The organism is Streptomyces sp. NPDC047974, from assembly GCF_040653375.1.
Lineage (GTDB): Bacteria > Actinomycetota > Actinomycetes > Streptomycetales > Streptomycetaceae > Streptomyces.
Window position 1 is genome coordinate 119,428 of sequence record NZ_JBEZNU010000009.1, and the last position, 13,986, is coordinate 133,413.

13 protein-coding genes are annotated in these 13,986 nt (G+C 74.4%); 6 read left to right on the forward strand and 7 right to left on the reverse strand.

Features of this window, described 5'->3' with window-relative positions; translation table 11 throughout:
* Positions 1-39 precede the first annotated feature (39 nt).
* Positions 40-885: a methyltransferase domain-containing protein gene (locus AB0E19_RS15435; protein ID WP_362179067.1), complete on the reverse strand. Its 846-nt coding sequence runs from the start codon at positions 883-885 to the stop codon at positions 40-42.
* A 166-nt stretch (positions 886-1,051) separates the two neighbouring features.
* Between AB0E19_RS15435 and AB0E19_RS15440 the strand changes: the two genes are divergently transcribed.
* Both AB0E19_RS15440 and AB0E19_RS15445 read left to right on the forward strand, forming a co-directional pair.
* Positions 1,052-1,666, forward strand: a complete 615-nt coding sequence (locus tag AB0E19_RS15440; protein WP_362179070.1) for a TetR/AcrR family transcriptional regulator — start codon at positions 1,052-1,054, stop codon at positions 1,664-1,666.
* Positions 1,663-3,291: an NAD(P)/FAD-dependent oxidoreductase gene (locus tag AB0E19_RS15445; RefSeq protein ID WP_362179073.1), complete on the forward strand. Its 1,629-nt coding sequence runs from the start codon at positions 1,663-1,665 to the stop codon at positions 3,289-3,291. The genes AB0E19_RS15440 and AB0E19_RS15445 overlap by 4 nt, the downstream gene beginning before the upstream one ends.
* Here AB0E19_RS15445 and AB0E19_RS15450 read toward each other — a convergent pair.
* Both AB0E19_RS15450 and AB0E19_RS15455 read right to left on the reverse strand, forming a co-directional pair.
* Complete coding sequence (locus AB0E19_RS15450; RefSeq protein ID WP_362179076.1) at positions 3,254-3,823, reverse strand: NADPH-dependent FMN reductase; 570 nt, start codon at positions 3,821-3,823, stop codon at positions 3,254-3,256. The two genes, AB0E19_RS15445 and AB0E19_RS15450, sit on opposite strands and share 38 nt — an antisense overlap.
* A gap of 65 nt (positions 3,824-3,888) precedes the next feature.
* Positions 3,889-5,475, reverse strand: coding sequence for a TrkA C-terminal domain-containing protein (locus AB0E19_RS15455; protein WP_362179079.1), 1,587 nt, complete (start codon positions 5,473-5,475; stop codon positions 3,889-3,891).
* Between the two features lie 57 nt (positions 5,476-5,532).
* On the opposite strand from AB0E19_RS15455, the gene AB0E19_RS15460 reads away from it, so the two are divergent.
* Positions 5,533-6,900 (forward strand): NAD(P)/FAD-dependent oxidoreductase, encoded by a 1,368-nt coding sequence (locus tag AB0E19_RS15460; RefSeq protein WP_362179082.1) that lies wholly within the window; start codon positions 5,533-5,535, stop codon positions 6,898-6,900.
* A 54-nt stretch (positions 6,901-6,954) separates the two neighbouring features.
* Here AB0E19_RS15460 and AB0E19_RS15465 read toward each other — a convergent pair whose 3' ends face one another.
* Positions 6,955-7,728, reverse strand: coding sequence for a L,D-transpeptidase family protein (locus AB0E19_RS15465; RefSeq protein ID WP_362179085.1), 774 nt, complete (start codon positions 7,726-7,728; stop codon positions 6,955-6,957).
* Positions 7,729-7,881: 153 nt separating this feature from the next.
* On the opposite strand from AB0E19_RS15465, the gene AB0E19_RS15470 reads away from it, so the two are divergent.
* The 3 genes from AB0E19_RS15470 to AB0E19_RS15480 all read left to right on the forward strand — a co-directional run bounded on the left by AB0E19_RS15470 (position 7,882) and on the right by AB0E19_RS15480 (position 9,995).
* Positions 7,882-8,340, forward strand: a complete 459-nt coding sequence (locus tag AB0E19_RS15470) for a GNAT family N-acetyltransferase (RefSeq protein WP_362179088.1) — start codon at positions 7,882-7,884, stop codon at positions 8,338-8,340.
* A 90-nt stretch (positions 8,341-8,430) separates the two neighbouring features.
* On the forward strand, positions 8,431-9,510 hold the full coding sequence (locus AB0E19_RS15475) for a dihydrodipicolinate reductase (protein WP_362179091.1): 1,080 nt from the start codon (positions 8,431-8,433) through the stop codon (positions 9,508-9,510).
* Entirely contained in the window at positions 9,507-9,995 is a 489-nt protein-coding gene (locus tag AB0E19_RS15480; protein WP_362179094.1) for a carboxymuconolactone decarboxylase family protein, read from the forward strand. The genes AB0E19_RS15475 and AB0E19_RS15480 overlap by 4 nt, the downstream gene beginning before the upstream one ends.
* Positions 9,996-10,061: 66 nt before the next feature.
* On the opposite strand, the gene AB0E19_RS15485 is transcribed toward AB0E19_RS15480, so the two are convergent.
* The 3 genes from AB0E19_RS15485 to AB0E19_RS15495 form a co-directional block, all read right to left on the reverse strand.
* Positions 10,062-11,711, reverse strand: coding sequence for a GMC oxidoreductase (locus tag AB0E19_RS15485; protein WP_362179097.1), 1,650 nt, complete (start codon positions 11,709-11,711; stop codon positions 10,062-10,064).
* A gap of 82 nt (positions 11,712-11,793) precedes the next feature.
* A complete protein-coding gene (locus tag AB0E19_RS15490; protein ID WP_362179100.1) occupies positions 11,794-12,597 on the reverse strand; it encodes an aminoglycoside adenylyltransferase family protein in 804 nt (267 codons plus the stop codon).
* A gap of 210 nt (positions 12,598-12,807) precedes the next feature.
* On the reverse strand, positions 12,808-13,920 hold the full coding sequence (locus tag AB0E19_RS15495) for an asparaginase (RefSeq protein WP_362179103.1): 1,113 nt from the start codon (positions 13,918-13,920) through the stop codon (positions 12,808-12,810).
* Between the last annotated feature and the right edge of the window lie 66 nt (positions 13,921-13,986).

Genomic DNA, 13,986 nt, shown 5'->3' on the forward strand with positions numbered 1-13,986 from the left:
CGGTGATCACGACTCGGTGATCACGACTCGATGCGCGCCTCAGGGGCGGTCCGCCGTGATCAGCCACGCGGTGCTGAGCAGCCGGACCGTGCCGTCGGGCTGCTCGTGGACGCGCAGGTGGTCGGTGAGGGCCGCGCGGGCGCGGAGCCGGGCGGGCTCGTCGGCCTGGTCCATCAGGTGGCGGCCGGGGCCGGTGGCGAGGAGGAAGTCCGCCGCGTCCGCGGCGTCCCGGCCCCAGGTGCCGTACGCGCGCGTCTCGGCGAGTGCGATCGCGGTGAAGCCGGCGGCGGTGAGGACGGCGCGGACGCGGTCCGGCTCGCCGAGGGAGAACATGCCCGGATGTCCGAGGCGGGCGAAGTCGCCGACGGGCAGGACGCCGCGCAGGGAGGTCATGGCGGTGACCCAGTCGTTCAGGCCGGGGTCCGACGGGCAGACCAGGGCGAGCCGGCCGCCGGGGCGCAGGGCGCGGGCGATGTTCCCGAAGGCGGCCTCGGGGTCGGCGAAGAACATGGCGCCGTAGCGGCTGATCACCGCGTCGAAGGCGCCCTGGTCGAGGGGGTGGGTCTGGGCGTCGCCCCGGGTGAAGGTGGCGTTGCGGACCCCTTCGGCCTCCGCCAGGGTGCGGGCCTCGGTGAGCATGGGGCCGGAGAGGTCGAGGCCGAGCGCGTGTCCCCGCGGGGCGCGGAGGGCGGCGAGCCGGGTGGTGCGGCCGGCGCCGCAGCCGATGTCGAGGGTGCGGTCGCGGTCCCCGATGCGGGCCGCGTCGAGCAGCGGCTCGTTGAATCCGTCGTTGACGGCGTTCCAGCGGTCCTGGTGGCGGGCCCAGTGGGCGCCCTCCGGGCCGTTCCACGCCTGCTCCTGCGCGGTGTTGACGATGACGGTCACGGCTGCCTCCACGGTGGACGGGACGAAAATGGGCGGCTGCCCATTCTCGTGCGGCCCACAGTATGGGCGTGCGCCCATTCCGGCAATCCCGTTTACGATCCAGGTGATCCCGCGGCCGGACGCCCGGGAGGCACGAGCGACGTACGACGGAGAGGAGGGCGGGTTCATGTCACCGCGTGGAGTGGCGACGCCCGATGTGCGCGAACGACTGTTCGCGGCGGCCGAGCGGGTGGTGGAGCGGGACGGGCCGGGGGCACTCACCAGCCGGTCCGTGACCACCGAGGCGGGGTGCGCCAAGGGGCTGCTGCACGCGCACTTCGAGGGCTTCGACGAGTTCGTCGCCGAGCTGTGCCTCGACCGCTTCGCCCGCACGACGGCGAGCGCGCGGGCCCTCACCGGGCTGGTCGGCCGGGGCACGGTGGCCGGCAACCTCGACACCGTCGTCCAGGCCCTCTTCGATTCCGGCGGCCCCGCCGTCTCCGGCCTCGCCATGGCCCGCCCCGCCGCCGCGCTGCGCGTCCGCGAGGCCCTGGCGGCCGGCGCGCCGGGCTTCGCCTCGATCGAGGCGGCCGTCGCCGCCTACCTGGAGGCCGAACGCGACCTCGGCCGCACCCCCGCCTCCCTGGACCCGGCGTCCGTCGCCCTCGCCCTGGTGGGCGCCGGCCACCACCTCCTGATGACCGCCTGGCCCGGCTCCCCCGACCCCCGACCCGCGGTCCGCCGTCTGGTGACCGCTCTGGTGGCGGGCGGGGCGGACGAAGCGGACGGGGGCGCCGCATGAGCGGCGCCGCCGCGGGAGGGGCGGGGCGGACCCGACCCTACGGGCCGTCAGTACCCGACGGGCCGGCCGGAGGAACCGGGACGGACGGTGTCGAGCACCTGGACGTCCTCGTCGTGGGTGCCGGGATGTCCGGCATCGGCATCGCCTGTCACCTCCGCGGGAAGCTGCCCGGGAAGAGCTTCGCGATCCTGGAGGCCCGCGCCTCCCTCGGCGGCACGTGGGACCTCTTCCGCTACCCCGGCATCCGGTCCGACTCCGACCTGCACACCTTCGGCTACGCCTTCAAGCCCTGGCGGGACCGGCAGGCCATCGCCGACGGGTCCCGGATCCGGGACTACCTGCGCGAGACCGCGACCGAGCACGGGCTCGACGGCGCCATCCGCCCCCACCACCGGGTGCGCGCCGCCTCCTGGTCGAGCGAGCGGGCCCTGTGGACCGTGGCGGCGGAGCGCACCGACACGGGCGAGACGGTCACGCTGACCTGCGGCTGGCTGGTCGCCGCCGGCGGCTACTACCGCTACGACGAGGGCTTCACCCCCGAGTTCGAGGGCCGGGAGCGGTTCGGCGGCGCGATCGCGCACCCGCAGCACTGGCCGGACGACCTCGACCACGCGGGCAAGCGGGTCGTGGTCATCGGCAGCGGCGCGACCGCCGTCACGCTGGTGCCCGCCCTGGCCGGCGCCGCCGCACACGTGACGATGGTGCAGCGGACGCCGACGTACGTCCTGCCGGTGAACAGGAACGACGCGCTCGCCGACGCCCTGCGCCGCTGCCTCGGCGAGCGGCGCGCCCACGCGCTGGTCCGGCGGAAGAACGTCCTCCTGCAGAGCGCGTTCTTCCGCTTCTGCCGGCGCCACCCGAAGGCGGCGCGCCGCCTGATCCGCCGGCTCAACGCCCGGCGGCTGCCGCCCGGTTACCCGGTCGACGAGCACTTCAACCCGCCGTACGAGCCGTGGGACCAGCGGCTGTGCACCGCGCCCGACGGGGACCTGTTCACGGCGGTCCGGGAGGGGCGGGCGACGGTGGTGACCGACCGGGTCACGGCCTTCACCGGGACCGGCGTGGAGCTCGCCTCCGGCGGGCACGTCGACGCGGATGTCGTCGTCACCGCCACCGGCCTGAACGTCCGCCTCCTGGGCGGCATCACGCTCACCGTCGACGGCACCCCCGTGCGCCTCGCGGACACCGTCGTCTTCAAGGGGCTGATGCTGTCCGGGGTGCCGAACCTCGCCCTCGCGATCGGCTACACCCACGCGTCCTGGACGCTGAAGATCGACCTGGTCGGCGAGCACCTGTGCCGGCTGCTCCGGCACATGGACGCGCACGGCCTGGCCTCGTGCCGCCCCGAGCCGGCCGATCCCGCCATGCCGACCCGGCCGCTCTTCGACCTCGGCGCGGGGTACGTCCGGCGGGCCGCGGACGAACTGCCGCGCCAGGGCGACCGGGGGCCGTGGCGGACGTCGGCGGGCTATCGCGCGGACGTGCGGCTGCTCCGTGACGGGGAGGTGTCGGATCCCGAGCTGCGCTTCGGTAGCCGGAGGCGAGGTGACGCGTGTCCTCCTCGGGGCGGGACTCGTACAGCGTGGGCTAGGTCCGGGGCAGGACCGTCAGGACGCGTTCGATGAAGGCCTTGAAGTCCTCCATGAAGTCCGCGAGGAACTGCTGCGTGGTGGGGTCGGTGACCTCGCCGTCGTCGGAGAAGAGACCGGGGGTGAACTGGATGTACGCCTCGGGGGCGTTCATCTGCGGCGAGTTGCAGAAGCTGAGGACGGAGCGGAGGCTCTGCTGGGCGACGGCGGTGCCGATCTTGCCCGGGGAGGCGCCGATGACGGCGGACGGCTTGTGGGTGAAGGAGTTGGTGCCCCAGGGGCGGCTGGCCCAGTCGATGGCGTTCTTCAGGCCGCCGGGGATGGAGCGGTTGTACTCCGGGGTGACGAAGAGGACGGCGTCCACCGAGGCGATGGCCTCCTTGAGGGCCTTGCCCTCCGGCGGGTAGTCGGCGTCGTGGTCGTGGTTGTAGAGGGGGAGGTCCTTGATCGGGATCTCGCGGAACTCCAGCCCCGGAGGGGCGACCCTGATGAGGGCCCGGGAGAGGATCCGGTTGATGGACTTCGTCGACAGGCTGCCGACGAAGTAGCCGACCTGGTACGTGGTCATGGGCGCGTGTCACCTTCCGTGCGGGGTCCTCGGGCAACGTAACCCGGGTCGCGCGAGGCCGCCCGTCAGAGGCCGACGATGAGCTGGACGCAGACGATCTTCACCAGGATGGCGAGGGCGAAGAGGGTGGCGTAGCCGGTGTTGACCCGGCTGTCGGAGACCCGGCTGTTGGCGTACGCGGTGATGGCGGGGTTGCCGACGTATCCGGCGAGCAGGCCCATCGTGCGGGGGCGGCTCTGGCCGAGGAGGCGGCAGACCAGGACCATCAGGGCGTAGCTGAGCACCGCGCCGACGACGAGGACGGCGAGGAGCTTGAGGCCGAAGACGGAGAAGGCGTCGCGGCGGAAGGCGTAGCCGGAGGTGAGGCCGACGCAGGCGAGGAAGACGAGCAGGCCGATCTGGCGCAGGGTGAGGTTGGCGCGGGTGGGCAGCACCCAGACGAGGGGGCCGGTGCGGCGGAGCCTGCCGAGGACCATGGCCATGACGAGGGGGCCCGCGGCGGTGCCGAGGGAGAGGACCGTGGAGCCGATCGTGAGCCGGGGGATGCCGATGAGGAAGCCGGCGGCGAGGCCGAGGCCCATGCTGACGGCGCTGACCTCGCTGACCTTGGCCTCGGTGTCGCCGAGGTAGGCGGTGACGTCGGCGGTGCGTTCGCGGGGCATGGCGACGCGGACGCGGTCGTCGAGCTGGAGCAGCAGGTCGTCGTGGGCGAGGAGGTCCCGGTCGCCGCGGCGGACCCGGGTGGCGCGGGCCCCGAAGCGCTCGCCGAGGCCGAGTTCGGCGACGGTGCGGGCGGCGAGGTCGGGGTTGGTGAGGAGGATGCGGCGGTAGTCGACGACGTCGCGGTGGTCGAGGAGGTGCTCGGCCGCCTCCGTGCCGAGGGCCGCGACGCCGGCGGCGACCGCCTCGGGGCCGCCGACGAGGACGAGCGCGTCGCCGGGGGCGAGCGGCCCGGGGTCGCCCGCGTCGACGATGCGGACGGTGCCGCCCGCCGGGCGGTGGGCGCTGGCGAGGAGGTCACCGGAGGCCGCGCCGGGGACGTCGGCCCAGCGGGCCGGGCGGGTGAGGTCGACCGTCCGGGTGACGAGCCGGTCGGGGAGGCCGGTACCGGGGTCGCGGCGGCCCGGCCAGTTCCGGGCGCCCGCGACGGCCGCGACGAACAGGATGGTGAGGATGACGGCCAGCGGGTAGCCGATCGCGTAGCCGGTGGCCGCCTGCGTCGGGTCGTCGGAGGCGGCCTGGGCGGCGGCGAGGCCGGGGGTGGTGGTGCCGATGCCCGCGTATCCGCCGGCGAGGAAGGGGCCGGGGATGTCGAGGAGGCCGCTGCCGACGAGGCCGACGGCGAGGGCGGTGAGGACCAGCGCGGCGATCGCGCCGACCATCACCGCCAGCTGGGGCCGCAGCTCGCGGAAGAAGGCGGGTCCGGCCTCCAGGCCCACCGTGTAGACGTACAGGGCGAGACCGAGGACGGACAGCCCGGCGGGCACCGCCGCGCCGACGTCCGGGTCCAGGGCGCCGACCAGCAGGCCGACGAAGAGGACACCGGCCGCGCCGAGCTTCACGGGACCGAAGCGGACCATGCCGAAGAGCGATCCCGCCGCAATGACGATAAAAAGGGTGAACCACGGATAGTCAGCGAAAAACTGCCACATGCCCCTATGCAGTCACAGGGCACGGCACTTTGCACGCTCATACGGAAGGCGGCAACCGTGACGCGACCGAGGATCCTCGTGGTGGGCGCCGGGTTCGCCGGCGTGGGCTGTGTGAAGCGGCTCGAACGGCGGCTGACCGAGCGGGAGGCGCGGATCACGCTGCTCTCGCCCTTCTCGTACCAGCTCTACCTGCCGCTGCTCCCCCAGGTGGCCGCGGGCGTCCTGACGCCCCAGTCGGTGGCGCTGTCGCTGCGGCGCAGTCAGAAGCACCGGACGCGGATCGTGCCCGGTGGCGCGGTGGGCGTGGACACGGCGGCGAAGGCCGTGGTGGTCCGGACGATCTCCGGGGAGTTCTCCGTCGAGCCCTACGACCATCTGGTGCTCGCGCCCGGCAGCGTGACCCGGACCTTCGACATCCCGGGGCTCGCCGACCACGCCCGGGGCATGAAGACCCTGGCGGAGGCGGTCTACGTCCGGGACCACGTGATCGCCCAGCTGGACCTGGCGGACGCGAGCGACGACGACGCCGAGCGGGCGGCCCGGCTGCAGTTCGTGGTCGTCGGCGGCGGCTACGCGGGCACCGAGACGGCGGCCTGCCTCCAGCTGCTCACCCACAACGCGGTCAAGCGCTATCCGCGGCTCGACCCGGCCCTGATCAAGTGGCATCTGGTGGACATCGCGCCCCGGCTGATGCCCGAGCTGGGCGACAAACTGGGCGCGGCGGCGATGGACATCCTCACGAAGCGGGGCATCCAGGTCTCGCTGGGGGTGTCGGTGGCCTCGGTGGACGACGAGAACGTCACCCTGACGGACGGCCGGGTGCTGCCCTGCCGCACCCTGATCTGGACGGCCGGTGTGGCGGCGAGCCCGCTGGTCGGGACGGTCGGCGCGGAGACCGTACGCGGCCGGCTCGTGGCGACGCCCGAGATGCGGGTTCCGGGGGTCGACGGGGTGTGGGCGCTGGGCGACGCGGCGGCCGTGCCGGACCTGGCGAAGGGCGAGGAGGGCGCGATCTGCCCGCCGACGGCGCAGCACGCGATGCGTCAGGGCAAGGCGGTCGCGGACAACCTGGTGGCGACCCTGCGCGGCGAGGCCCCTCGGCCGTACACGCACAAGGACCTCGGTCTGGTGGTGGACCTGGGCGGCATGGACGGGGTGTCGAAGCCGCTGGGCGTGGAGCTGCACGGGCCCGCCGCGCAGGCGGTGGCGCGCGGCTACCACTGGGCGGCGCTGCGGACGAACGTGGCGAAGACCCGGGTGATGACGAACTGGCTGCTGAACGCGGTGGCCGGGGACGACTACGTGCGGACCGGGTTCCTGGCGTCGAAGGCGGGGACGCTGCGGGACTTCGAGTACACCGACGCCTATCTGACCCCCGATCAGGTGCGGCTGCACACCGAGCCGTTCCGGGGAGCGGTCGGCTGAGTCCGCTCCCCCGCGCCCGGCTCGGCGCCCCGGCCGGCCCCTGGATCCGCCCGCTCAGCGGGCGAGTTCGGGGGCCGGCCCCATGACGACGACGGGTTCGGCGGCCGGGTCGAGGGCGAGGAGGAGGGCCCGCAGGTCGTCGCGGTCGAGGGCCACGCAGGCCTGGGTGGGGCCGCCGTGGTCGACGTGGATCCAGACGCCGCCGCCCTTGCCGGCGCCGAGCGGGCGTTCCTTGTCGAGCGGGGTGCGGCCGGGGACGCGGTTGTAGTCGATGGCGATGACGTGGTCGAAGGAGCCTTCGAGGGACTCGCCGCGGAAGCCGGTGCCGCTGATGGCGAACTCGGGGTCCTCGTCGTAGGGGAGGCGGCCGCCGGGGTCGGGCAGCCGGCCGCCCGCGTCGCCGATGCGGTAGACGCCGATGGGGGTGCGCAGATCGCCCGCGGAGTGGTCGTCGGTCCATCCCTTGAGGGCGTTGCGGGCGGACCAGGGGCCGCCGGCCTCGTACCAGCGGCCGCCGGGGGCGCGCTGGTGGAGGACGGCGGTGGCGGTGTTGCTGTTCTCGGTGGCGCCGGTGACGACGAGGGCCTGTGTGGCGCCGTCGGGGATCCGGGCCTGGGTGAGCGGGCCGAGGCCGGGGACGCGCGGGGCGGTGCGGGGGCGGGCGTCGGTGGCCGCGGCCGTCGGGCTCTTCACGGGCGCGGGCGCGGTGGCGGTCGCCGGGGCCGGGCCGGTCGGTGCGGGGTGCGCGCAGGCGGTGAGCAGCAGGGCCGCGCACAGGGTGCCGGCGCCGAGGAGCGCGGGGGCGCCCTTGCGGACGAATGCGGGCATGGGAAGGCATCCTCCTGGCCGGGGGCAGTGGAGCGATCCGTACCCGTTCGGCGGGCGGCGCTGCGCGGGACGGCGGCGGCCCACCCGTACGGCGGAGCGGGCGGGGCCGGGAGGCGGGTTGACCGGCGGGCGGGGGCGGGGTTGGGTGCGGGCATGAGCGGTCTTGAGGGGTACGGGGAGCTGCGGGTGGTTCCGGTGGCGGGCGGGCGGGAGTCGGCCGACTGGCGGGCGGTCCACAACGCGGTCGTCCCGACGGCGGTGCTGTCCGAGGACGAGGTGCGGGAGCGGGCCGGGCGGAACCGGCTGGACGTGGCGTACCTGGGCGGGGTGGCGGTGGGCTGCTCGACGGTGCGGCCGCCGGACGGGGAGACGGCGGCGGCGACGGTGATCGCGCGGATCCTGCCGGAGTACCGGGGACGGGGTTTCGGGACGGTGCTGTACGAGCGGGGGCTCGCGCACGCGGGGACGCTGGGCGGGGACGGGGTGGAGACGGTGGTGCTCGCGTCGAACGGGGAGGGGCTGCGGTTCGCGCGGGCACGGGGCTTCACGGAGGTGGAGCGGTATGTGCTGCCGGGGGACACGATCCCGTTCGTGACGCTGCGGCTGTCCTGACCGACCGTACGGGACACGAGATCTGACGTCTCGTCAGATCGTGGCGTCACGGCTCTGGGAACCTCCGTCCCCCGGCGCTACCCTCCGCGCATGATACGGACGGTGGTGTGGGGAACCGGAAATGTCGGGCGGGCGGCCATCCGGGCCGTGGACGCCCATCCCGGGCTCGAACTGGCGGCGGTCCTCGTCGCCGACCCGGCGAAGGTGGGCCGGGACGCGGGCGCGCTCGCGGGCCTCGGGCACGAGCTCGGGGTGGTCGCGACCGACGACGTCGGGGCGGTCCTGGGCGCGCGGCCGGGGGCCGTGGTGTACGCGGCCTCCGGGGACGTGCGGCCCGACGGCGCCCTGGAGGACGTGGTGCGGGCGGTGGCGGCGGGGGCGGTGGTGGTGACGCCGTCGCTGTACCCGCTGTACGACCCGCGGAACGCCCCGCCCGAGTTCCGCGACCCGGTGCTCGCGGCGGTGGCCGAGGGCGGCGGCTCGCTGTTCGCCTCCGGGGTGGACCCGGGCTGGGGCAACGACGTGCTGCCGCTGCTGGTGAGCGGCCTGGGCACGACCGTGGACGCGGTCCGCTGCCAGGAGATCTTCGACTACTCGACGTACGAGCAGGAGTTCTCCGTGCGCGAGCTGATCGGGATGGGCAAGCCCCTCGACTACGAGCCGCCGATGCTCTTCCCGTCGGTCCCGACGATGGTGTGGGGCGGGCAGATCCGGCTGATGGCACGGGCTCTGGGCGTGGAGGTGGAGGAGATCCGCGAGACGGTGGACCGGCGGCCGCTGGAGGCCACGGTGGGGACGCGGACGATGGGCGTCTTCGAGGCGGGCACGCAGGGCGCGGTCCGGTTCGAGGTGCAGGGGGTCGTCGGCGGCGAGCCGCGGATCGTGATCGAGCACGTGACCCGGATCCATCCGTCCTGCGCGCCGGACTGGCCGGTGCCGCCGGACGGCGCCGGGGCCCACCGGGTGATCGTCGAGGGCCGGCCGAGGATCGAGGTGACGGTGGCGGCCACCGACGAGGACGAGAACCGGGCGGCCGGCGGGAACGCGACGGCGGTGGGACGCCTCGTCGGGGCGATCGACTGGCTGGCGGCGGCCGGCCCGGGGCTGTACGACGCGCTGGACGTGCCGATACGCCCGGCGGTGGGCAAGCTGGGAAGGAGACCACGGTGATCATCGACATTCCCGAGGGGCAGGAGCCGATCGGCTACGTGTGGGGCGACATGGTCCCGGAGATCGGGACGGCGGCGGCGAACTTCTCGCTGTCGGTGTACGCCCATACGACCCTGGGGCTGCGCGAGTTCGAGGCGGCGCGGCTGCGGATCGCCCAGATCAACGGCTGCGGCTTCTGTCTGGACTGGCGCACGGACCGGGACGGGGAGAAGGTCGAGGAGGGCTTCGACGAGGTGGTCGCGGCCTGGCGGACGACGGAGGTGTCGGACGCCTTCGACGTGCGGACGCGGCTGGCGGCGGAGTACGCGGAGCGGTACGCGCTCGACCACCACGGCCTGGACGAGGAGTTCTGGTCGCGGATGACGGCGCACTACAGCCAGGCGGAGATCGTGGAGCTGACGATGAGCCTGGGTTCGTGGCTGGCCTTCGGGCGGCTGAACCGGGTCCTCGGGCTCGACGAGGTGTGCGTCCTGCCGACGGGGTGAGCCCGCGGAGCGGGAAAGGGCCGGCCGGTGCTCCCACCGGCCGGCCCTCGCGCGTCCGGGGCACGCTCAGAAGTCCTCGGCGATGATGCGCTCGATGTTGCGTTCGGCGAGGGCGGTGATGGTGACGAAGGGGTTGACGCTGGTGTTGCCGGGGATCAGGGAGCCGTCGATGACGTAGAGGCCCTGGTAGCCGTGGAGGCGGCCGTGGTTGTCGGTGGCGCGGTCGAGGACGGCGCCGCCGAGGGGGTGGTAGGTGAGGTGGTCGCCCCAGATCTTGTACGCGCCGAAGAGGTCGGTGCGGTAGATCGTGCCCTCCTTGGCGTTGATCTTGTCGAAGATGGACTTCGCCATGTCGATGGAGGCCTGCTTCCAGGACCGGTCCCAGCTGAGGTCGACCCGGCCGGCGGCCTGGTTCCAGGTGAACTCGGCGCGGTGCGGGGTGCGGGTGATGGAGAGGTAGAAGGAGGCGTAGGTCTCGATGCCGGTGGGCAGCGGGGCGACCTCGGCGAAGGCGCCGCCCGCGTTCCAGTTGTCGATGCCGGCGGTGGGCATGGCGGACTGGAGTTTTCCGGTGGGGTCCCACATGTGGTTGGCCCGGCCGCACATGACGTTGCCGTTGTCGCCCCAGCCCTTGCCGATGTGCTCGTTGAGGGCGGGCAGCGCGCCGGTGGCCTTGAGGCGGGTGAGGAGCTTGCTGGTGCCGACGCTGCCGGCGGCGAAGAAGACCCGGTCGGCGCGGACGGTCTTGGCGGCGAGGACGGCGCCGGTGGTGTCGATCTGTTCGATGGCCACGGTGTAGCCGCCGGCGGCGGCCGGGGTGACCGAGGTGACCCGGTGCAGGGCGGAGACGGTGACCCGGCCGGTGGCGGCGGCCTGGGCGAGATAGGTCTTCTGGAGGCTCTTCTTGCCGTGGTTGTTGCCGTAGATGACCTCGCCGGCCAGGGCGGACTTCGGTACGGCTCCGGCGGCCTCCTGCTTCATGTAGTCCCAGTCGTAGACGTTGGGCACGAAGACGAAGGGGAAGCCGGAGCGCTGGGCGTGCTTGCGGCCCACCCGCGCGTACTGGTAGGCGTCGGTGCTCTCCCACCAGGCCTCGTCGACGGAGGTGACGCCGAGGCCCGCGTTGGCGCGCGGGTAGTAGGTGGCGTACATCTCCGCCGGATCGACGGTGGGAAGGATCCCGGGGAAGCGCTCGCGGAGCGGGGTGACGGCCATGCCGCCGTTGACGAGCGAGCCGCCGCCGATGCCGCGGCCCTGGTAGACGGTGATGCCGGCGAAGTCCTCGGCGTCGAGGATGCCGGTGTGGCGGGGCACGTCCTTGTCGAGGGGGAAGCCGAGGAACTGGCTCAGCGGCTGCTTGGTGCGGGTGCGCAGCCAGAAGGAGCGGTAGTCGGGGGTGGTGGTGTTGGCGAAGATCTTGCCGTCGGGGCCGGTGGCGTCCCAGGCCATGCCCATCTCGATCATGTGGACGTCGACGCCGGCGCGGGCCAGGCGGAGGGCGGCGACCGAGCCGCCGTAGCCGGTGCCGACGACGAGGGCGCGCACGTGGGAGCCGTCGGCGATGGGACAGACGTTCAGGCCGGGGACCTCGGCCCGGGCGGGGGTGGTGAGGGTGCCGGCCAGGGCGGCGGCACCGAGAACGGAACCTGTTCCCGTCAGAAAACGGCGGCGGCTGACCCCGTGAATTCCCTGGGCGGACAGGGGGCGTTCACTCATGTGATCTTCCTCACTCGTGAGCGAATGGGAACATGTTCTACGACCGGCCGCCGAGGAAGTCACGAGAAACCGACGGGTAACTTCAGGCCGGATACGCCCTCTTGATCTCCCCGGCGACATGCGCCGCGTGGGCCCGCGCGGCGGGGAGCGCGTCCGCCCAGGAGCCGTACTCCCCCGCCAGGTACTGGGCCCGCGCCGCCGCGAGCACCGGGCGGTGCTCCTCCGGAAGCTCCGGCAGCAGCGCGGCCGCCGCCGCGTCCTTCGACCGGATCCGGCCGGTCCGCAGGGTGGTGAGGATCCGGGCCAGGGTGAGCAGGACGTTGCGGGTGTCGCCGTCCAGGTCGGCGAGGAGCTCGGGCACGCCCGCGACGATCGCCGCCCGAAGGTCGGCCTCCGGGACCGGGTCGAACAGCGCGGACGGGCGCGGGCCGAGCAGGGAGACGTCGCCGGCGCGGGCCATGGTGATCAGCGGGGCCAGATCGGGACAGGGCGCGGGCGCGGGGGTGAGCCCGGCCTCGAAGTCGTCCCGCAGCCACTCGCCGTAGAGGTACTCGCAGACCGGCGGATACCGCCAGGGGCGGATCTCGGCGTGGACGACCAGACTCAGCTCGACGGGCCGGGCGGGGCCCTCGTACGCCCGCGCGCCGGAGACGGCGAGCAGCGCGTCGGTGAGGGCGCGGCGCTCGGCCCCGGTGGTCGGCCGGGCCAGCACGGCCAGCACGTCGACGTCGCTGGTGGGGCGGAGGCCGCCGAGGACGGCGGAGCCGTGCGCGCAGGCGGCCGGGACGGCCGCGTCGCCGAGGACGTCACGGAGGAGGCGGACGACGCGGTGGGCCTGCGCGGTGGCGTCCCCGGCCGCTTCGGCCGCGGCTCCGGTCTCGGGCATGGGGGCTCCTGACGGTGGGCGGGGACGGGGGATCCGTCACCGTACCGAAGGAAGCGGGGCCGTACGGGGGAGGTGATTCCGGCTCGCGGGCGGAGGACGGGTTCGACGCCCGCGAGCCGGTGGTGCAGGGTGAGGCCCACCGGACGGTACCGGGGGCGGCGCCCGCCGGACCGTGCCGAGGGGGCGGCGCCCGCCGGACGGATCCGTCCGTCAGGCGCGGGTCGGGACCGGAGTGGGGGCGGCCTCGCGGGAGGTGCCGGTGGCGAGGGCGGGGGCGGGGCGGACCGGGCCTTCGAGGAGGCGGCGCAGCAGGGCGGTGCGGCGGGCCGGGTCGTCGCCGTCGGAGTCGGCGAGGAGCGCGGCCAGGACGGCGATGCGGGCCTGGCCGGCCCGGAGGGTGCCGGTCAGCAGGCCGCCGTTGGCGACGAGGTCGACGGCGCCGCCGCCGGTGTAGATCTCGGCGAGCGGGCCGGACGGGACGCGGGTGGTGACGGCGACGAGGACGCCCCGCGCGGTGGCCTCGGCGACGGCTTCGGCGATCTCCGGGGTGGCGTTCCCGGCGCCGGTGGCGACGAGGACGATGCCGCGGGCCCCGGCGGCGAGGGCCGCGTCGAAGTGGAGCCGGTCGCCGTCGGTGTGGTGGAAGACGACGTCCACCCGGGGCAGCGCGCCGCGGCCCGCCTCCGGGTCGGCGGTACGGGCGGCGGACGGCAGCGGGAGGACGGCCGGACGGTCCGGGAGGCGCTCGATGTCGACGCGGGAGAAGCCGACCCGCCCCAGGCGCTCGGACGAGGGGTCCGAGAAGGCGTCGGCGGCGAGGGTCCGGGTCTTCACCGTGCCGCGGGCGGCGTGGACGCGGCCGTCGAAGACGACGAGGACGCCGAGCTCGCGGACGGTCGCGGCGACCTGGAGGGCGTCGTAGAGGTTGCCGGGGCCGTCGCCGTCGCCGGTGCCGAAGGGGCGCTGGGCGCCGGTGAGGACGACCGGGCGGGCGTCCTCGTGGTGGAGGTCCAGGAGGAAGGCGGTCTCCTCCAGGGTGTCGGTGCCGTGGGTGACGACGATGCCGTCGACGCCCGGGTCCGCCAGGGTCTCGTGGACCGTGCGGAGCAGCACGAGCTGGTGGGCGGCGGTCAGGAGGGAGCTGTTGACGTTGAAGAGGTCGCGGACCTCGACGGTCACGCCCTCGGGCAGCGGGGCGGTGGCGAGGACGTCGTCGCCGGAGGCGTCGGCCGCGTAGCCGGTCCCCTGCCAGCGGCTCGCGATGGTGCCGCCGGTGCTGATGACGACGATCCGCCGGGGGCTTCCGTCGTTCGTCCGCTGCATGTCCGCCGCCTCTCCGTGCCTGGTGTGCCGCGGCCCCGCCCGGTTCCGGGGCCATCTCGGCAACGG

Coding starts and splice junctions, on each gene's coding strand:
- AB0E19_RS15455 (WP_362179079.1), bottom strand. CDS start 5,475: ATGTGGCAGTTTTTCGCTGACTATCCGTGGTTCACCCTTTTTATCGTC.
- AB0E19_RS15490 (WP_362179100.1), bottom strand. CDS start 12,597: ATGCCCGAGACCGGAGCCGCGGCCGAAGCGGCCGGGGACGCCACCGCG.
- AB0E19_RS15495 (WP_362179103.1), bottom strand. CDS start 13,920: ATGCAGCGGACGAACGACGGAAGCCCCCGGCGGATCGTCGTCATCAGC.
- AB0E19_RS15440 (WP_362179070.1), top strand. CDS start 1,052: ATGTCACCGCGTGGAGTGGCGACGCCCGATGTGCGCGAACGACTGTTC.
- AB0E19_RS15450 (WP_362179076.1), bottom strand. CDS start 3,823: ATGACCACGTACCAGGTCGGCTACTTCGTCGGCAGCCTGTCGACGAAG.
- AB0E19_RS15475 (WP_362179091.1), top strand. CDS start 8,431: ATGATACGGACGGTGGTGTGGGGAACCGGAAATGTCGGGCGGGCGGCC.
- AB0E19_RS15465 (WP_362179085.1), bottom strand. CDS start 7,728: ATGCCCGCATTCGTCCGCAAGGGCGCCCCCGCGCTCCTCGGCGCCGGC.
- AB0E19_RS15470 (WP_362179088.1), top strand. CDS start 7,882: ATGAGCGGTCTTGAGGGGTACGGGGAGCTGCGGGTGGTTCCGGTGGCG.
- AB0E19_RS15485 (WP_362179097.1), bottom strand. CDS start 11,711: ATGAGTGAACGCCCCCTGTCCGCCCAGGGAATTCACGGGGTCAGCCGC.
- AB0E19_RS15445 (WP_362179073.1), top strand. CDS start 1,663: ATGAGCGGCGCCGCCGCGGGAGGGGCGGGGCGGACCCGACCCTACGGG.